This window comes from Catellatospora aurea, from assembly GCF_042663325.1.
Lineage (GTDB): Bacteria > Actinomycetota > Actinomycetes > Mycobacteriales > Micromonosporaceae > Catellatospora > Catellatospora aurea.
In genome coordinates, this window is sequence record NZ_JBHTAC010000021.1 from 1 (window position 1) to 20,516 (window position 20,516).

Genomic DNA, 20,516 nt, shown 5'->3' on the forward strand with positions numbered 1-20,516 from the left:
GGCCGGGTTACTGGGTCGACCACGTGCGGCGTCCGGTGCTGTTCGCCGACGCGGTGGTCGAGCTGGAGCGGCAGGGTGCGACGACGCTGCTGGAGGTCGGGCCGGACGCGGTGCTGACCGCGATGGCCGCCGACTCCGTCGTCGACGCCGTCGCGGTGCCGCTGCTGCGCCGCGACGTGCCCGAGCCCCAGGCACTGTGGGCCGCGCTGGGCCGCCTACTCGCGCGCGGTGTCCCGGTCGCGCTCGCCGCCGCCTACGAGGGCACCGGCGCACAACCCGTCGACCTGCCCACCTATGCCTTCCAACACGAGCGATACTGGCTGCTGCCTCCGGCGGGCAGCGGCGACGTCGCCGCTGCCGGTCTCGGCGCGGCCCGCCATCCGCTGCTCGGCGCGACCGTCGAACTGGCCGAGGGCGACACGCACGTGCTGACCGGCCGTGTCTCCACGCAGACCCACCCGTGGCTGGCGGACCACGCCATCCTGGACACCGTTCTGGTTCCCGGCACGGCCCTGCTGGAACTCGCCACGCGCGCCGGTGACCAGGTTGGCTGCCACCACGTCACGGAACTAACGCTGGCCACGCCGCTCGTGCTGACCGGAACCGACCCGGTGCGGCTGCAGGTGGTCGTGGGCGCGGCAGATCAGGACGGGCAGCGCGAGCTGACGATCCACTCCCGCGCCGACGAGGACCAGCCCTGGACCCGCCACGCCGAAGGCCTGCTCGGACCGTCGGCTCCGGCGACCCCCGCCGGCCTGGGCGTGTGGCCGCCCGCGGGTGCCCGGGAGATCCCGGTCGACGGCCTCTACGAGCGCCTGGTGACGCAGGGTCACGGCTACGGCCCCGCCTTCCAGGGACTGCGCCACGTCTACCGCGACGGCGCGACGATCTACGCCGAGGTCGCACTGCCCGAAGCCGTACGCCCCGACGCGGCCCGGTTCGTGCTGCATCCGGCGCTGCTGGACGCGGCCCTGCACCCGCTGCTGCGCGGGGTGGCCGGCGACGACCTGCCCGGCGGGCTGCCGTTCTCCTGGTCCGGAGTGACCGTGCACCGGGGCGGCGCGGCGGCGCTGCGGGTCCGGCTGACCCTGTCCGGCCCGGACACGGTGGCCCTGGACGCCTTCGACGAGACCGGCGCACCGGTGGCCACGGTGGACTCGCTGCTGTCCCGGCAGGTGTCGGCCGACGCGCTGCGCGGCGCGGGCCGGACCTTCCACGACCACCTCTACCGGCTGGACTGGGTGCCGCTGCGGGCAGCCGAAGCGACCCGAGCCGAGTGGACCGGACTCGCGGACCTGCCCGCCACGGGTCCGGTGCCCGCCATCGTCCTGACCGAGCTGGCGGCCCCTGCGGACGGGCCGGAGCCGGACCGTGTGCGCGAGGCCGCCCGGCAGGCGCTCGACCTGGTGCAGCGCTGGCTCGGCGATGACCGTCACGCGGACTCGCGGCTCGTGGTGCACACCCGGGGAGCGGTCGGCGATACGCCGGACCTGGCCCTGGCCGCGGCGTGGGGCCTGCTGCGCACCGCGCAGACCGAGAACCCGGGCCGGTTCGTGCTGGTGGACGGCCAGGGCGATCTCGGCGCGGCGCTGGCCACCGGTGAACCGCAGCTCGTCCTGCGCGACGGGCAGGCGCTCGCCGGCCGGCTCGCCCGGGTCGAGTCCGCACCTGCGGCACCGCCCGCCGCCTGGCCGGCCGACGGCACGGTCCTGATCACCGGGGCGACCGGCGGGCTCGGCGCGCTGCTGGCCCGGCATCTGGTCACCGCGCACGGGGTACGCCGTCTGCTGCTCACCAGCCGTCGCGGGCTCGACGCGCCCGGCGCGGAGCAGCTGCGCACCGACCTGACCGCACTCGGTGCCCAGGTCACCGTCGCCGCTTGCGACAGCGCCGACCGCGACGCCCTCGCGGAGCTGCTGACCGGCATCGACCCGGCGTTCCCGCTGCGGGCCGTCGTGCACACGGCGGGCGTGCTCGACGACGCGGTCGCCGCGGGCATGACCGCCGAGCAGCTCGACCGGGTGCTGCGGCCGAAGGTCGACGGCGCGTGGCACCTGCACGACCTCACCCGCGACGCCGACCTGGATCGGTTCGTCGTCTACTCCTCGTCGGCGGGCGTGTTCGGCGGGCCCGGCCAGGCCAACTACGCCGCCGCCAACGCCTTCCTCGACGCGCTGGCCTTGCGCCGCCGCGCCGCCGGGCTGCCCGCGGCTTCGATCGGCTGGGGCCTGTGGGCCCAGGACGGCGGCATCACCGCGGAACTGACCGGCAACGACCTCGCCCGCATCGCCCGCGCCGGCATGTCGCCGCTGCGCGAGGAGGAGGGGCTGCGCCTGTTCGACACGGTGCTCGCCGAGGGCCACGCGGCCGTGCTGCCGATGCGCCTTGAACCGTCCGCGCTGCGCGCCATGAACGACCTGCCGGCGCTGCTGACCGGCCTGGTGCGCCGCGCCCCGCGCCGCGCGGCCGCCGGTCGCGGGCAGGGCGGATCCGCCGGGCTGCGCGACCGGCTGGCGGGCCTGTCCGCCGCCGACCGGGCCAAGGTCCTGCTCGACCTGGTACGCGGCCAGGTCGCCGCGGTGCTCGGGCACGCCGGCGCCGACACCGTCGACGCCGCGAAGGCGTTCAAGGACGTCGGGTTCGACTCGCTGACCGCCGTCGAGCTGCGCAACCAGCTCAACGCGGTCACGGGGCTGCGGCTGCCCGCCGCGCTGATCTTCGACTACCCGTCGCCGCAGGCCATCGCAGACCTGCTCGACACCGAACTGGGCGGCGCGGCCGCGCCGGCGGCACCGGTCGCGGTGACGGCCGTGGCCGACGACGACCCCATCGTCATCACCGGCATGGCCTGCCGCCTGCCCGGCGGGATCGAAAGCCCGGAGCAGCTGTGGGATCTCGTCGCGCGCGGCGGGGACGCGGTGGGCGACTTCCCCGCCGACCGCGGCTGGGACGTGGAGGGCGTCTACGACCCCGACCCGGACGCGGCCGGCAAGAGCTACACCCGCCAGGGCGGTTTCGTCAGCGGCATCGACCGGTTCGACGCGGGCCTGTTCGGGATCTCGCCGCGCGAGGCGCTGAGCATGGACCCGCAGCAGCGGCTGCTGCTGGAGACGGCCTGGGAGAGCTTCGAGAGCGCCGGGGTCGACCCGCAGGCGGCCCGAGGCGGGCAGACCGGCGTGTTCGTCGGTGTCAGCAGCCAGGACCACGCCACGATCCTGGCCCGCGTGCCCGGCTTCGAGGGCCAGCTGCTGTCCGGCAGCGCCAACAGCATCGCCTCCGGGCGGATCGCGTACCACCTCGGCCTGACCGGGCCAGCGATCACCCTGGACACGGCCTGCTCGTCGTCGCTGGTGGCGATGCACCTGGCCGCGCAGGCGCTGCGCAACGGCGAGTGCGACATGGCGCTGGCCGGTGGCGCGTTGGTGATGTCCACGCCGACGTTGTTCGTCGAGTTCAGCCGCCAGCGCGGCCTGGCCCCGGACGGGCGCTGCAAGGCGTTCTCGGCCGCCGCCGACGGCACCGGCTGGGCCGAGGGCGTGGCGATGCTGCTGCTCGAACGCGAATCAGACGCCCGCGCTCGCGGTCACGAGATCCTCGCCGTGCTGCGCGGTTCGGCGGTCAACCAGGACGGCGCGTCCAACGGGCTGATGGCCCCGAACGGCCCGTCGCAGCAGCGCGTGATCCGGCAGGCGCTCGCCTCGGCGGGACTGTCCCCGGCCGACGTGGACGCCGTCGAGGCGCACGGCACCGGCACCAGGCTCGGCGACCCGATCGAGGCCGAGGCGATCCTGGCCACGTACGGGCGGGAACGACCTGCCGGCCGGCCGCTGCTGCTCGGCTCGGTGAAGTCGAACCTCGGCCACACCCAGCACGCGGCGGGGGCGGCTGGTGTCATCAAGATGATCATGGCGATGCGGCACGGGGTGCTGCCGCAGACGCTGCACGTCGACGAGGCGTCGCCGCACATCGACTGGTCCGGCGGCACCGTGGAACTGCTGCGCGCCGCCCGGCCGTGGCCTGAGTCCGGTGCGCCCCGCCGGTCGGCGGTGTCGTCGTTCGGCGTGAGCGGCACCAACGCCCACGTGATCCTGGAACAGCCCGCCGCGCCACCACAGCGGCCCACCCCCGACGCCCGGCCGGTCGAGTCGCCTGCCGCGTCCTCGCTGTCCGAGATCCCGTCCGCGCGAGAAACGGTGCCGTGGGTTGTCTCGGGCCGGACCGCCACGGCGCTGCGCGACCAGGCGGCGCGCCTGCTCACGGCAGTGGGGGACCACGAACCCGCTGACGTGGCACGCACGCTGACCTCCCGGACGGTGTTCGATCACCGTGCGGTGGTCGTCGGCGGGAATCGCGACGAACTGCTGTCCGGGCTGCGGGCGGTCGCCGACGGCACTGCTGGTGGTGTGGTCGGTAAGGGTGCGCCGGCGCTGCTGTTCACGGGTCAGGGTGCGCAGCGTTCGGGTATGGGGTTGGGCCTTTACGAGGGGTTCCCGGTGTATGCGGCGGCGTTCGACGAGGTGTGCGCGGTCCTCGATCCGTTGCTGGGTCGTTCGTTGCGGGATGCGATCGCGTCTGGGGACGGTCTGGAGCAGACCGGGTTGACGCAGCCTGCGTTGTTCGCGGTGGAGGTGGCGCTGTTCCGGCTGGTCGAGTCGTTGGGTGTGACGCCGGGCTTCGTGGCGGGGCATTCGATCGGTGAGATCGCGGCCGCGCATGTGGCCGGGGTGTTGTCGCTGGCGGATGCGGCGACGTTGGTCGCGGCGCGGGGCCGGTTGATGCAGGCGCTGCCGTCGGGCGGCTCGATGGTGGCCGTGCGGGCCGCGCGCGAGCAGGTCACCGCGGCTCTGGCCGAGCTGGCCTGGCAGCACGCGGGCCGGGTGGGCAGCCCTGTCGGCGACGATCCGGTGTCGGCGGCCGGCGTCGCGGCGGTGGACGGTCCCGGGTCGGCGGTCGGTATCGCGGCGGTCAACGGCCCCGCGTCGGTGGTGATCTCCGGTGACGAGCAGGCCGTGGACGCCGTGGTCGCCGCGCTGGGTGTGAGCGGGCGAAGGCTGTCGGTCAGTCACGCGTTCCACTCGCCGTTGATGGAGCCGATGCTCGCCGAGTTCGAGCAGATCGTGTCGGGGCTGCGGTTCGAGCCGCCGAAGATCGCGTTCGTGTCGACGGTGACCGGTGGGCTCGTGGGGGCCGATGAGCTGTCCCGGCCCGGTTACTGGGTGGAGCACGTGCGGCGTCCGGTGCTGTTCGCCGATGCGGTGGCTGAACTGGAGCGGCAGGGTGCGACGACACTGCTGGAGATCGGGCCGGACGCGGTGCTGACCGCGATGGCCGCCGACTCCGTCACCGACGCCGTCGCGGTGCCGCTGCTGCGGCGGGACCGGGCGGAGGAGCACAGCGTGCTGGCCGCGCTGGGCGAGGTCTTCGTGCGCGGCGTGGCGGCCGTCGACTGGGCCGCCGTGCTGCGTGGCCAGGGGCGGCGGGTGCCGCTGCCCACGTACGCGTTCCAGCACGAGAGCTACTGGCTCACCGTGCCGCCGGGTGCGGGCGACGCGGCGGCGATCGGTCTCGGCGACGCCGACCACCCGCTGCTCGGCGCGACGGTCGAGCTGGCCGGCGGTGGTCTCGTGCTCACCGGAAGGCTGACGCCCGCCACCCAGCCCTGGCTGAACGACCACGCGGTGATGGGCGCCGTGCTGCTGCCGGGCACGGCGTTCGTCGAGCTGGCGCTGCGCGCCGGCCGGGAGGCGGGCTGCCCGCGCATCGAAGAGCTGACCCTCGTCGCGCCGCTGGCGCTGCCGGCCGGTGGCGGTGTACGGGTGCAGGTCACCGTGTCCGAACGCGACGACAAGGGACGGCGTACCGTCGAGATCCACTCGCGGCCGGACGGCGACCCGGATGCGGCCTGGTCGCAGCACGCCGCCGGAGTACTCACCGAGACCCCCGCGGTGCCCGAGGCGGCCGGTGCGGCGTGGCCGCCGCCGGAGGTCACCGAGCTGGACGTCTCCGACGTCTACGACGACCTGGCCGGGCAGGGCTACCGCTACGGCCCCGCGTTCCAGGGCATGCGCCGGGTCTGGCAGCGCGAGGGCGAGCTGTACGTCGAAGTCGAACTCCCCGAGGCACAGCGTGCTGCGGCGGGCCGGTGCATGGTGCACCCGGCCCTGCTCGACGCGGCCCTGCACGCCCTGCTGCCCGGGGTGACCGCCGAATCGACCACGCCCGGCCTGCCGTTCTCCTGGAACGGCGTGACACTGCACCGCCCCGGCGTGACCGCGCTGCGCGGCCGCCTGACCCGGCAGAGCGCCGACGCGGGCCTCGACACGGTGCGCCTGGACCTGACCGACGAGTACGGCACCCCCGTGGTCTCGGTCGAGTCGATGCTGTCCCGCCCGATCCCCGCCGAGGCGCTCGCCGCCACCCCGCACGACGCGCTCTACCGGGTCGACTGGACCGACGTGCCCGCGGCACAGACTGCGGCGGACTGGGCGGTGCTCGGCGACGCGGAGTTCGCCGCGGCCCTGCCGGGCACCCGCTACGGCGGACTGGCCGAATTGGCCAAATCCGGCACGCCAGTGCCCGCGCAGGTGCTCGTTCCCGTCGCGGCTGACCCGGCGGCCGACGTCGCCGAGCAGGCCCGCGCGGCCGCTCACGAGGTGCTCGACCTGGCGCAGCGCTGGCTGCGCGAACCCCGTTTCGCGGACTCCCGCCTGGTTCTGCTCACCCGCGGGGCCGTCGCGGCGGGCGACGAGGCCGCGACCGACCTGCCGTACGCCGCCGCGCGTGGGCTGCTGCTGTCGGCCGCGACCGAGAACCCCGGCCGCTTCGCCGTCGTCGACGTGGACTCCGACGCGCGCTCACTGGCCGCGCTGCCGGTCGCGCTCGGCTCCGGCGAGACCGACCTCGCCGTACGCGAAGGAAGGGTCCTCACCCCGCGCCTGGCCGCGGCCTCGCGCCGGGAGCCGTCCGCGCTCGGCTGGGATCCGGCCGGCACCGTCCTGGTCACCGGCGCGACCGGCGGCCTGGGCGCGCTGCTCGCCCGGCACCTGGTCGCCCGGCACGGGATGCGGCGGCTGCTGCTGGTCAGCAGGCGCGGCCCAGCCGCGCCCGGGGCCGACGAGCTGCGCGACGAGCTCACCCGCCAGGGAGCCGAGGTGGAGATCACGGCCTGCGACGTGTCCGACCGCGACCAGGTCGCGCGGCTCATCGCGGCCGTGCCGGCAGACCGGCCGCTGACCGCCGTCATGCACACCGCGGGCGTGCTCGACGACAGCATGCTCACCGCGATGACGCCGGAGCAGGTCGACGGGGTGCTGCGGCCCAAGACCGACGCCGCCTGGCACCTGCACGAGCTGACCCGGGATCGGGAACTGGCCGCGTTCGTCCTCTACTCCTCGGTGTCCGGCCTGCTCGGGCCGCCGGGGCAGGCCAACTACGCGGCGGGCAACGCGTTCCTCAACGCGCTCGCCGCCCAGCGCCGCGCCGCCGGGCTGCCCGGCGTCTCCCTGGCCTGGGGCCTGTGGGCGCAGGAGGGCGGCATGATCGCCCAGCTCGACGAGGCCGACCGCAGGCGGGTCGCCCGCGGCGGGGTGGTGCCGATGAGCGAGGACGAGGGCATGGCCCTGTTCGACGCCGCGATGGTCCACGACGCGAGCCTGCTCGTGCCGGTGCGCTTCGACACCGCCGCGCTGCGGGCCCTCGGCGGCGGCCTGCCCGGGGTGCTGCGCGGCCTGGTCCGCGCCCGCGCCCAGGCGTCCGCCGCCCCGGCCGTGCCGCTGTCGCAGCGGCTCGCCGGGCTGGACGCCGAGCAGCGCGACCAGCTGCTGTCCGATCTGGTCCGCGCCGAGATCGCGGCGGTGCTCGGGCACAGCGGCCGCGACGCCATCGACCCCGACCGGCCGTTCACCGACCTGGGGTTCGACTCCCTGGCTGCCGTCGAGCTGCGCAACCGGCTCGGCTCGGCCGCAGGGCTGCGGCTGCCCGCCACGCTGGTGTTCGACTACCCGACCGCCGGGGCGGTGGCCGGCTACCTGGCGGCCGAGCTGCCCTCGGCGGCCGCGCCGGTCTCGTTCGAGCAGGAGCTGGCCCGCCTGGAGGCGGGACTGGCGGCGCTGACCCGCGACGCCGACGCCGCCGCGCCGATCGCGGCACGGCTGGAGCGGATGCTGGTCGGCCTGCGCGGTCCGGCCGTCTCGACCGCGGGGGCGGACTCCGAGCACGATCTGCAGACGGTTCCGCTGGACCGGCTGCTCGACATCATCGACACCGAGTTCGAGCTGTAGGGGCCTGACGTGAGCCAGCACGAGACCGAGAAGATCGCAGACTACCTGCGCAAGGTGACGGTGGACCTGCGCCGGGCCCGCCAGCGCATCCAGGAGCTGGAGCAGGTCGAACCCGTGGCCATCGTCGGGATGGCCTGCCGCTACCCGGGCGGGGTCGCCTCCGCCGACGGGCTGTGGGACCTGGTCACCGCCGGCGGTGACGCCGTCTCGGACTTCCCCGTGAACCGGGGCTGGCCGACCGGCCTGTACGACGCCGACCCGGACAGTCCCGGGCGCACGTACTGCACCCGGGGCGGCTTCCTGCACGACGCCGACGCGTTCGACCCCGCCTTCTTCGGCATCTCGCCGCGCGAGGCGCTGGGCATGGACCCGCAGCAGCGGCTGCTGCTGGAGACCGTCTGGGAGACGTACGAGCACGCGGGCATCGACCCGGCGTCGGTGCGCGGCTCGGAGACGGGCGTGTTCATGGGCGTCATGTACTACGACTACGCCCCGCCGCTGCGCCAGATCCCGGCCGAGCTGGAAGGCGTGCTGATGACCGGCAACGCCGCCAGCGTCGTCTCGGGGCGCATCGCGTACAACTTCGGCCTGACCGGGCCGACCGCGACCGTGGACACGGCGTGCTCGTCGTCGCTGGTGGCGCTGCATCTGGCGGTCAAGGCGCTGCGCGACGGCGAGTGCACGGCGGCGCTGGCGGGCGGGGTCGCGGTGATGCACACCCCGGCGACGTTCGTGGAGTTCAGCCGCCAGCGCGGCCTGGCCGCCGACGGCCGGTGCAAGTCGTTCGCCGCCGAGGCCGACGGTGTCGGCTGGTCCGAGGGAGTGGGCGTGCTGCTGCTGGAGCGCCTGTCGGACGCGCGCCGGCTGGGGCATCCGGTGCTCGCGGTCGTCCGCGGTTCGGCGGTCAACCAGGACGGGGCGTCCAACGGGCTCACCGCGCCGAACGGCCCCTCGCAGCAGCGGGTGATCCGTCGGGCGCTGTCCTCGGCGAGCCTCTCCACCGCCGATGTGGACCTGGTCGAGGCGCACGGCACCGGGACCCGGCTCGGCGACCCGATCGAGGCCGAGGCGCTGCTGGCCACGTATGGGCAGGGCCGGGCCGAGGACAGCCCGCTGTGGCTCGGATCGCTGAAGTCGAACATCGGGCACGCGCAGGCGGCCGCCGGGGTCGGCGGTGTGATCAAGATGGTGCAGGCGCTGCGCCACGGCATCATGCCGCGCACGCTGCACGCGGAGAACCCGTCGCCGTTCGTGGACTGGTCGGCGGGCGCGGTCGAGCTGCTGACCGAGGCGCGCCCGTGGCCCGACCTCGACCGGCCGCGCCGGGCGGCGGTGTCCTCGTTCGGCGTCAGCGGCACGAACGCGCACATCATCATCGAACAGGCCCCCGCCGCCGTGCCCGCGCCACCGGCGGAGCCGATCCCGGACGGACGAACCGCCCGCTCCGAAGAGGCTCCGGTGTCGGCCGTCGCGCCGCCGGCGGCAGCTCAGGTGCCCGCCGTGCAGCACGAGCAGCCGCGGGCCGTGGTGCCGCTGGTGCTGTCCGCGCGTACCCCCGCCGCGCTGCGCGGCCAGGCGTCGCGTCTGCTGCCGCTGACCGGCCCGGACGGTCCCGAGCCGGTGGACGTCGGCTTCTCGCTGCTCGCGTCCCGGGCCGCGTTCGAGCACCGTGCCGTCGTGGCCGGTCACGACCGCGCCGAACTCGCCGCGGGACTGGCCGCGCTCGCCCGCGGCGGTGCGCCGCTCACCGCGCCGGGGCGTGGTGCGTTGGGCATGCTGTTCACGGGCCAGGGCGCGCAGCGCGTGGGCATGGGCTCCGGCCTGTACGAAGCCTTCCCGAGCTACGCGGCCGCGTTCGACGAGGTCTGCGACGTGCTCGATCCGCTGCTCGGACACAGCCTGCGCGAGGCGATCGACGCCGGAGACCGGCTGCAGGAGACGGGCCTGACCCAGCCCGCGCTGTTCGCGGTCGAGGTGGCGCTGTTCCGGCTGGCCGAATCCCTGGGCGTGCAGCCCGGCTTCGTGGCCGGGCACTCGATCGGCGAGATCGCCGCGGCGCACGTCGCCGGGGTGCTGTCCCTGACCGACGCCGCGACCCTGGTCGCGGCACGGGGACGGCTGATGCAGGCGCTGCCCGCAGGCGGCGCGATGGTGGCGGTGCGCGCCGCCCGCGAACAGGTCGAGCAGGCCATCGCCGGGCTCGAGCAGGAGCACGCCGGGCAGGTGAGCGTGGCGGCCGTGAACGGGCCCGCCTCGGTCGTCGTCTCCGGCGCCGAGCCGGCCGTCGACGCCGCCGTGGCCGCGCTTGGCGTTTCCGGCAGGCGGCTGCAGGTCAGCCACGCATTCCACTCGCCGCTGATGGACCCGATGGCGGCGGAGTTCGAGCAGGTCGTCACCGGGCTGACGTTCCACCCGCCGACGGTGCCGTTCGTGTCGACCGTGACCGGCGAGCCGGTGGCCGCCGAGCAGCTGACCCGGCCGGGTTACTGGGTGGAGCACGTACGCCGACCGGTCCTGTTCGCCGACGCGGTCGCCGCGCTGGCCGCCGCGGGCGTCTCGACGCTGCTGGAGATCGGGCCGGACGCCGTGCTCACCGCGATGGCGGCCGAGTCCCTGCCGGACCACGTGACGGCGGTCGCCGCCCAGCGCCGCGACCGCGACGAGGCGGTCACCTTCCTGGAGGCCCTCGGCACGGTGTACGCCCGCGGCCACGCCGTGAACTGGCCCGCCCTGTTCGCCGGGACCGGTGCGCGGCGCGTGGACCTGCCGAGCTATGCCTTCCAGCACGAGCGTTTCTGGCTCGTACCCGCCACCGGGTCCGGTGACGTGGCCGGGGTGGGCCTCGACCCGGCCGAGCACTCGCTGCTAGGCGCGGCGGTGCCCCTCGCCGACGGCGGTGGCCTGGTGCTCACGGGCCGGCTGACCCGCCCGACGCTGGGCGACGTCCTGGCCGCCGAGCCGACGGTGCCCGGCGCGGTCCTGCTGGAGTTGGCCCTGCGCGCCGCTGACCAGGTCGGCTGCGGCCGGGTCGCCGAGCTGACGCTGGACCGGCCACTGCCGACCCCGGCCGGTGAGCAGGCGCTGCGCCTGCAGGTGGTGGTGTCCGGTCCCGACGCCGACGCGCGCCGCGCCGTCACCGTGCACGCCCGCCGCGAGGACGACGACACCGGCTGGACCAGGTACGCCCACGGCGTGCTCGCCTCAGGCCAGGCCGTGGCCGAGCCGCTCACCGGTGATCCCGTCGAGGTCGCCCTTCCCGACGAGACGCAGGCAGGCTTCCTGCTGCATCCCGGCCTGGCTGAGCTTGCGCTGCGGAGCGCGCCCGCCGACCCGGACGTGGTGCCGGTGCGCTGGACCGACGTGACCGTGTACGCCACGGGCGCGCAGCGGCTGCTGGCACACGCCGCGCCGGTCGACGGCGGTCACCGCGTCGTCGCCCTCGACCCGGCCGGGCAGCAGGTCGCCGTGTTCGGCACCGTCGGCTACGCGTCCCGGGCCGCCTGGCAGGGGGCTTCCGCCGCGGCCGACTCGCTGTACACCCTGGACTGGACCCCCGTGGAGACACCGGCCGAGCCGGTGGACCCGACCGGGTGGGCCGTGCTCACGACCGGCGGCGACGCCTCGGATCTCGCCTGGCAGCTGGGCATCAGGTCGGTGCCGGATCTGGCCGATCTGGATCCCGCACCGCCGGTGGTGCTGGTCGAGCTCTCGTCGGACACCGGCCTCACGATGCCGCAGCGGGTGCGGGCGGCCACCGGCATGGCGCTGGAGCTGGCCCAGAACTGGCTGGCCGAGCCGCGGTTCGCGGCGTCGCGGCTGGCCGTGATCACCCGAGGGGCGACCGGGGCGGCGGCCACGCCGGACCTGGCCGCCGCCTGGGGACTGCTGCGCACCGCGCAGAGCGAGCATCCCGACCGGTTCGTGCTGGTCGATCTGGATGCCGAGAGCACCTCGGCCGCGCTGACCCCCGCGGCGCTGGCAGCGGGCGAACCGCAGCTCGCGGTACGCCAGGGGCGGCTGTCCGCCCCGCGGCTCAGCCGGGCGGCCGGGGAACCGGCCCCGGTGGCGTTCGTGCCGGAAGGGACGGTCCTGGTCACGGGCGCCACCGGGGCACTGGGCGGGCTGATCGCCCGACACCTGGTACGCGAGCACGGCGTACGCAGCCTGCTGCTGGTGAGCCGCCGCGGCCCCGGCGCGCCGGGCGCGGCCGAGCTGGAGCAGGAACTGACCGCACTGGGCGCGCGGGTGCGCACCGTCGCGGCCGATGCGTCCGACCGGGCGGCGCTGGCCGCCGCCCTCGACACCGTGCCCGCCGAGCACCCGCTGACCGCCGTCGTGCACGCGGCCGGGGTGCTCGACGACGGCCTGCTCGTCGCGCAGACCGCGCAGCGACTCGACACCGTGCTGCGGGCAAAGGCCGACGCCGCCTGGCATCTGCACGAACTCACCCGCGATCGGGAACTGTCGGCGTTCGTGCTGTTCTCGTCGGTGGCGGGCCTGCTCGGCGGGGCCGGGCAGGCCGGTTACGCCGCCGCGAACGCGTTCCTGGACGCGCTGGCCGCGCACCGGCACGCGGCGGGACTACCCGCGCAGTCGCTGGCGTGGGGCATATGGGCGCAGGCCGGGGCGATGACCGCCGACCTGTCCGAGGCGGACCTGCGGCGGCTGGCCCGCGCGGGCATCGCGCCGCTAGACGCGGACCAGGGCCTGGGGCTGCTCGACGCGGCCCTCGGGCGGGCCGAGACGCTGCTCGCGCCCGTACGCCTGGACCTGCGCGCCCTGCACGGCCAGGACCGGTCCGCGGTCCCGCCGCTGCTGCGCGGCCTGGTCCGCACCGCCGCCCGGCGCGCGGCTGCCCAGGGTGCTGCCGTGCCGCTGGCCGAGCGGGTCGCCGCGCTGCCGGCCCCGGAGGCGTCGCGCCTGCTCACCGACCTTGTCCGCACCGAGGTCGCGGTGGTGCTGGGCCACCCCGGCCCGGCGGCCGTCGACCCCGACCGGGCCTTCCGCGAGATCGGCTTCGACTCGCTGGCCTCGGTGGACCTGCGCAACCGGCTCGCCGCCGCGACCGGGCTGACCCTGCCCGCCGCGCTGGTGTTCGACCAGCCGACCCCGACCATGCTGGCGGCGTATCTGCTCGGCGAGCTGGCTCCCGAAGCCGCGACGGCCGTGGACCCGCAGGAGGCCGCGGTGCGCGAGCTGCTGGCCACCGTGCCGATGTCGCGGTTGCGCCAGTCCGGGCTGCTGGACCTGCTGCTGCGGCTCGGCGAACCGGACGGCGGTGACGAGACGCCTGCCGCAGGCGGGTCGATCGACGAGATGGACGTTGACAGCCTGCTGCGGCTGGCCGGCGAGAGCGCGGCCCGCTGATGGCCGCCTCGGTGGACCAGCTCGTCGAAGGGCTGCGCGCGGCGCTGAAGGAGAACGAGCGCCTGCGGCAGCAGAATCAGAGCCTCGTCGACGCCACGGCCGAGCCGATCGCGATCGTCGGCATGGCCTGCCGGTTCCCCGGCGGGGTCAGCTCGCCGGAGGACCTGTGGCGGCTGGTCGCCGCCGGGGGCGACGCCATCGGCCCGTTCCCGCAGGACCGGGGCTGGCCGGAGGACCTGTACGACCCGGACCCGGCCAGCTCGGGCCACACGTACGCGCGCACCGGCGGCTTCCTCGACGGCGCGGACACCTTCGACGCCGCCTTCTTCGGCATCTCGCCGCGCGAGGCGCTGGGCATGGACCCGCAGCAGCGGCTGCTGCTCGAAGTCACCTGGGAGACCCTGGAACGCGCCGGGCTCGACCCGGCCGCGCTGCGCGGCTCCGACACGGGCGTGTTCGTCGGCGGCAACGGCCAGGACTACCCGCTGCTGCTGGCGCAGGACCCGCGGCCCGTGGAAGGCATGCTCATCACCGGCAACGCGGCCAGCGTCGCGTCCGGGCGGATCTCGTACACGTTCGGCTTCACCGGCCCGGCGCTCAGCCTGGACACCGCCTGCTCGTCGTCGCTGGTGGCGCTGCACCTGGCCGCGCAGGCGCTGCGCGCCGGGGAGTGCTCGCTGGCGCTGGCCGGCGGGGTCACCGTGATGTCCACGCCGTTCGGGTTCGTGGAGTTCGCCCGGCAGCGCGGGCTGGCGCCGGACGGGCGCTGCAAGGCGTTCGCGGCCGGGGCCGACGGCACCGGCTGGGCCGAGGGCATCGGGATGCTGCTGGTGGAGCGGCTGTCCGACGCCCGCCGCCTCGGGCACGAGGTACTGGCGGTGGTGCGCGGGTCGGCGGTCAATTCCGACGGAGCGTCCAACGGGCTCACCGCCCCGAACGGGCCGTCCCAGCAGCGCGTCATCCGGCAGGCGCTCGCTGCGGCGCGGCTTGCCCCGTCCGACGTGGACCTGGTGGAAGCGCACGGCACCGGCACCGTGCTCGGCGACCCGATCGAGGCCGACGCGCTGCTCGCGACGTACGGCGCGGACCGGGCCGAGCCGCTGTGGCTGGGTTCGGTCAAGTCCAATCTGGGGCACACTCAGGCCGCCGCGGGCGTGGCCGGGGTGATCAAGACGGTGCTGGCGATGCGGCACGGCGAGTTGCCGCCGACCCTGCACGTCGACGCGCCCACCCCGCACGTGGACTGGAGCTCCGGCACGGTGCGGCTGCTCACCGAGGCCCGGCCGTGGCCGCGCGGCGACCGGCCCCGCCGGGCGGGCGTGTCCGCGTTCGGGATCAGCGGCACCAACGCCCACGTCATCCTGGAGGAGGCCCCCGCCCCGCCCCCCACTGCCTCGCCGCAGGCACCGGCGGTGGTGCCGTGGCTGCTGTCGGCGCGTACGCCCGAGGCGCTGCGGGCGCAGGCGGCGCGCCTGCACGGGGCGGTCGCGGCGGGCGCGGATCCGGTGGCGGTCGGCTGGTCGCTGGCCAATACCCGGGCAAGGTTCGACCACCGCGCAGTCGTGTCCGGCACCGGGCACGAGCACCTGCTCGACGGGCTGGCCCGGCTCGCCCGGGGCGAGACCGGCCCCGGCGCGGCCGCCGGGCAGCGTGACGCGGGCCGGGTCGCGGTGCTGTTCACCGGCCAGGGCGCGCAGCGGGTACGGATGGGCCTGGACCTGGCGGCCGCGTTCCCGGCGTACCGCGACGCGTTCGACGAGGCGTGTGCCGCCCTCGATCCGCTGCTGGCGCGGCCGCTGCGCGAGGTCGTCGCGTCCGGGGACGGGCTCGGGGAGACCGGGTTCGCCCAGCCGGCCCTGTTCGCGGTCGAGACGGCGCTGTTCCGGCTGCTGGAGTCCTGGGGCGTGCGTCCGGCCGTGCTGGCCGGGCACTCCGTCGGCGAGATCGCCGCCGCGCACGTGGCCGGAGTGCTGTCGCTGCCGGACGCGGCGCGCCTGGTCGCCGCGCGGGGCACGCTGATGCAGGCGCTGCCGCCCGGCGGGGCGATGGTCGCCGTCGGCGCACCCGAGGACGAGGTCCTGCCGCTGCTGGCGGCACACGCCGCGACGGTCGCCGTCGCCGCGGTCAACGGGCCGTCCTCAGTGGTGCTCAGCGGCGAGCAGGACGCGGTCGAGCAGATCGTGGCCGAGCTGCGCGAACGCGGTCACCGGACGCGGCGGTTGGAAGTCAGCCACGCGTTTCACTCGCCGCTGATGGAACCGATGCTCGACGGGTTCCGTGCGGTCGTGGACACCCTGACCTTCGCCGAACCCCGGATCCCGATCGTGTCCACGGTGACCGGTGCCCTGACCCGTCCCGGCGGGCTGGCCGACCCGGCGTACTGGGTCGGGCAGGTCCGGCAGCGGGTGCGGTTCGCCGACGCCGCGGCCGCGCTGCACGCCACGGGCGTGGACCTGTTCGTCGAGGCCGGGCCGGACGGTGTGCTGTCGGCGCTGCTGCCCGAGTGCCTCGGCGACACGGGCGCACCGGCCGTGCCGATGCTGCGCCGCGACCGCACCGAACCGCTGTCCGCGGTCGCCGCGTTCGCCGAGGTCGCGGTCCGCGCCGACGTGGACTGGTCGGCGTTCTTCCCGGACCCGGCCCGGACCACGCTGCCGACCTACGCCTTCCAGCGCCGCCGCCACTGGCCGGCCCGCGGCCTGCCCGGCGTGCGGCGGCAGCCCGACGACGTCACGCCAGGCGCGGCTCGTGCCACGGGGACTTCGAACGCGGAACGCGGCGCGGTGCCTCCGGACGCGGCGACCGGCACGTCGGCGCGACGGCGGGCGCAGTCGCCGGAACCCGGCCCGGCGGCGTCGGCGGCACGGTCGCCCGGTCGCAGCCGTGACGAGCTGCGGCAGCTCGTCGCCGCCGCGGCCGCCGCGGTGCTGGGACACCTGGACGGCGAGCTGGACGAGACCGCGACGCTCACCGCGCTGGGGCTCACCTCGCTGTCCGCCGTGGAGCTGCGCGACCGCCTGCACGCCGCGACCGGACTGGCCCTGCCCGCCGCGGCCCTGTTCGACAGCGCCAGCGTGGGCACGCTGACCGAGCACCTCGCCACCACGGCCGGCGTTGTCACCGCGGTGACCGAGCACCTCGCGCCGCCCGCCGGGCCCGCTGCCGAGGCGGGGGAGACCCTGGTCGAGACGTTCCGGCGGGAGTGCCTGGCGGGCAGGGTCGGCGAGGGCATGGAGCTGCTGGCCGACGCGGCCGCCGCGCGCCCGTGGTCGGCCAGGCCACTCGTCGGCGAGGCCATGCCGCTGGCTGAGGGACCGGCCGCGCCCTCGCTCGTGTGCCTGCCGTCGTTCGTGGCCCCGGCCAGCCCGGTGCAGTTCGCCCGCCTCGCCGCCGGACTGCGCGGGGTGCGCCGGGTGTCGGCCCTGCCGCTGCCCGGCTACCTGCCGGGCGAGGACCTCGCCGAAGACGTGCCGTCGCTCGTCGCCGCGCTCGCCCACCGGGTCCCCGAAGGCGAGGCGGTCCTGGTCGGCTACTCGTCCGGCGGCTGGCTGGCACACGCCGTCGCCGCCGAACTCGCCGACCGCGGCCGCGCGTGTGCGGGCGTCGTGCTGCTGGACACCTTCGCGCCCGGCGCCCCCGAGCTGACCGCGCTGCAGGACGTGCTGTTCCAGGACCTGGCCGGCCGTCCGGAGGTGGTGGCGCTGGTCGACGACGACAAGCTCGCCGCGATGGGCCACTACCTGCGGCTGTTCCAGGACTGGCGGCCGGACCCGTCGCCGGTGCCCACGCTGCTGGTGCGCGCCGAACGGATCCTGGCCGGGCCGGCGGAGCGCACCGCGTGGCCCGTGCCGCACGACGCGGTCGCGGCCGCGGGAGATCACCGCTCCCTCGTCGAGGAGCACGCCGCGGCGGCGGCGCAGGCCGTCGAGCACTGGCTAACGTCCCGGGGCTGAACCCCCTAGTCGAGAAAGGACCACACCGTGACCTACGCACCACAGGCCGACGACGTCGACCTGCTCAGCTGGAGCTTCGTGCAGGATCCCTACACGACGTACGCCCGGCTGCGCCAGGACGGACCGATCACCCGGCAGGTCGTCAAGACACTGGCCACCGAGCTGAACGCCTGGGTGGTGACCAGCCACGAGCACGGCCGGGCCCTGCTGGCCGATCCGCGGCTGTCCAAGGACTCGGTGGCGCTGCCCGGCGTGGTCAACCGCCACTCGGTGGACGGCAGCCAGTCGGCGACCGAGCAGCCCAAGAGCATGCTGTTCAGCGATCCGCCGGACCACACCCGGCTGCGCCGGCTGCTGGGCAAGGCGTTCACCATGCGCCGCGTCGAGCAGATGCGCCCGTGGATCGTGCGGCAGGTCGACGAGCTGCTCGACGGCGTCCGGCCGGGGGAGGAGTTCGACCTGGTCGACCGGATCGCGCTGGCGCTGCCGATCTACGTCATCGGCAACCTGCTGGGCGTGCCCGAGGAGCGCTTCGCCGACTTCAAGGTCTGGAGCAGCGCCCTGGCCAGCGTCGACATCACCGCGGAGGAGAAGCAGCAGGCGCTGGGCGCGGCGTTCCAGTACCTGCGCGAGCTGATCGCGAGCAAGGCCGCCGCACCGGCCGACGACATGATCTCCGCGCTGATCCAGGCGACCGACGACGGCGTACGCCTCGAACCGGCCGAGCTGATGTCGACGGTCTTCCTGGTGATGAACGCCGGCTACGAGACCACCGCCAACATGATCAGCAGCGGGATGCTGGCCCTGCTCACCCACCCCGACCAGCAGGAGTTGCTGCGCGCGGACCCGTCACTGCTGCCCGGCGCGATCGAGGAGTTCCTGCGCTTCGAGAGCCCGCTGAACCTGTCCACGATCCGGTTCAGCACCGCCGACATCCCGGTCGGCGACACCGTCATCCCCGCCGGGGAGATCGTCTTCGTGGCGTTCCCGGCCGCCAACCGCGACCCGGCCCAGTACGACGACCCGGACCGGCTGCGCGTCGACCGGCGGGCCGGTTCGCACCTGTCGTTCGGGCACGGCATCCACCACTGCGTGGGCGCACCGCTGGCCCGCCTCGAAGGCGAGATCGTCTTCCGGGCGCTGCTGGAGCGGTTCGCGATGTGGCAGCTCGCCGTCCCGGTCGAGCACCTGACCTGGCGCTACACCGCGCAGTTCCGCGGCCTGGAGCGGCTGCCGGTCGTCCTGAAGTGACCCATCCACCGCAACGAGCAGGGAGACACAGCATGTCCAACACCGACGTGGTCGCGGGATTCTTCGCAGCGGGCGAGGCCGACGACGTGGCGGCCGCGATCGCGCACTTCGCCGAGGACGGGGTGTGGATCGCCGCCGAGGGGTCCGAACCCGGCACGACCTACCGCAAACCCGCCATGTCCGAGCTGCTGACCAGGCTCATCGCCGTACGCAAGGAGTACGAGGCGAAGGGCGTGAAGATCGCGTACGGCGACCTCGTCGAGGCGGGCGACAAGGTGTACCTGGAGATCGTGATCAGCCTCGACGGCAAGGTGCTCGACCGCTCGATCGACGTGTTCACCGTGGTCGACGGCAGGATCGCCGTCAAGGACGTCTACCGGAAGGCGTGAGTACGCTCGTTGACATCTTCCCCGCCCTAAGGGCGGGGATTCCCTTGGTCGCCCTCGGGTTTTCCTGTTTCGTCGACGACTGCCCCGTCCGAGAGGTTCCTCTTTGAGGTCTTATATCGTCTCCGCAGGCTGTCACCGCCAGTCCGGCGGCCAGGATGTTGCGTGCCGCGTTCACGTCGCGGTCGTGGACGGCCCCGCACGGGCACGTCCACTCCCGCACGTCCAGCGGCATCTTCTGCGCGAGTGCACCGCAGGCCGAGCAGAGCCGGGTCGAGGGGAACCAGCGGTCCACCACGGTCAGGTCCCGGCCGTGCCAGGCGGCCTTGTACTCCAGCATGGTGCGAAACTGCCGCCACGCCGCATCACTGATCGCACGCGCGAGACGGTGGTTCTTGACCATGTTCGCCACGGCCAGGTCCTCGATCACGATCGCTTGGGTCTCACGAACGAGCCGAGTCGTCAGTTGGTGCAGGTGGTCACGCCGCCGGTCGGCGATCCGGGCGTGGATGCGAGCGACCTTGATCCGGGCTTTGGTGCGGTTGGCCGAGCCTTTCTGCTTGCGGGCGAGGTCACGCTGGGCGCGGGTCAGCCGCTGCCGGTCGGCGCGTTCGTGCCGCGGGTTGGTGATCTTCTCGCCGGTGGACAGGGTGAGCAGGCTGTCCAGGCCGGCGTCGATTCCGACCGCGCCCGTGGCCGGGATCGGGGTTATGGCGTCGTCGCAGAGCAGGGACACGAACCAGCGCCCGGCCGCGTCCTGCGACACGGTCACCGTCGACGGCGATGCCCCGTCCGGCAGCGGTCGCGACCAAACGATGTCCAGGGGCTCGGCCATCTTGGCCAGGGTCAGCGTGCCGTCGCGCCACCGGAACGCGCTGGCGGTGTACTCCGCCGAGCGGCGCGAGCGTCTCTTGGACTTGTACGTGGGGTGCTTGGCGCGTCTGGCCCAGAAGTTGGTGTACGCGGTCTGCAGGTGCCGCAGGGCTTGCTGCAACGGCACGCAGGAGACCTCGTTGAGGAACGCAAGGTCGTCGGTCTTCTTCCACGCGGTGAGCAGGGCCGAGGTGGCGTTGTAGTTGATCCGCTCCTGCCGCTGGGTCCAGGCCTCGGTTCTGGCCTGCAGGGCCATGTTATAGACCAGCCGTACGCACCCGAACGTCCGCGACAGCTGCGCGGCCTGCACGTCGGTCGGGTAGAAGCGGTACTTGAACGCGCGCTTCACCGCCCTGGACACGACCAAAATCCTAACAGGACGGATGTGCGGTTTCGTACTGGCGTAC

At 74.8% G+C, this 20,516-nt stretch carries 5 protein-coding genes and 1 pseudogene; 5 read left to right on the plus strand and 1 reads right to left on the minus strand.

Going from position 1 to position 20,516, the window contains the following annotated elements:
- Positions 1-23 precede the first annotated feature (23 nt).
- From ACFQO7_RS20785 to ACFQO7_RS20805, 5 genes and pseudogenes are all read left to right on the plus strand, one after another.
- Positions 24-8,279, plus strand: coding sequence for an SDR family NAD(P)-dependent oxidoreductase (locus ACFQO7_RS20785; RefSeq protein ID WP_376807884.1), 8,256 nt, complete (start codon positions 24-26; stop codon positions 8,277-8,279).
- A gap of 21 nt (positions 8,280-8,300) precedes the next feature.
- Positions 8,301-13,646, plus strand: a pseudogene (locus tag ACFQO7_RS20790) (SDR family NAD(P)-dependent oxidoreductase); the annotation flags it as partial.
- On the plus strand, positions 13,646-17,599 hold the full coding sequence (locus ACFQO7_RS20795; protein WP_376807885.1) for a type I polyketide synthase: 3,954 nt from the start codon (positions 13,646-13,648) through the stop codon (positions 17,597-17,599). The pseudogene ACFQO7_RS20790 and the gene ACFQO7_RS20795, both read left to right, overlap by 1 nt.
- 27 nt (positions 17,600-17,626) lie before the next feature.
- The gene (locus ACFQO7_RS20800) at positions 17,627-18,850 is read left to right on the plus strand and encodes a cytochrome P450 family protein (RefSeq protein WP_376807886.1); all 1,224 of its coding nucleotides are present in this window, start codon (positions 17,627-17,629) and stop codon (positions 18,848-18,850) included.
- 32 nt (positions 18,851-18,882) lie between these two features.
- Positions 18,883-19,239, plus strand: coding sequence for a nuclear transport factor 2 family protein (locus ACFQO7_RS20805; protein WP_376807887.1), 357 nt, complete (start codon positions 18,883-18,885; stop codon positions 19,237-19,239).
- Here the strand turns inward: ACFQO7_RS20805 and ACFQO7_RS20810 are convergent.
- On the minus strand, positions 19,214-20,470 hold the full coding sequence (locus ACFQO7_RS20810) for an RNA-guided endonuclease InsQ/TnpB family protein (protein WP_376807888.1): 1,257 nt from the start codon (positions 20,468-20,470) through the stop codon (positions 19,214-19,216). The two genes, ACFQO7_RS20805 and ACFQO7_RS20810, sit on opposite strands and share 26 nt — an antisense overlap.
- Positions 20,471-20,516: the final 46 nt, after the last annotated feature.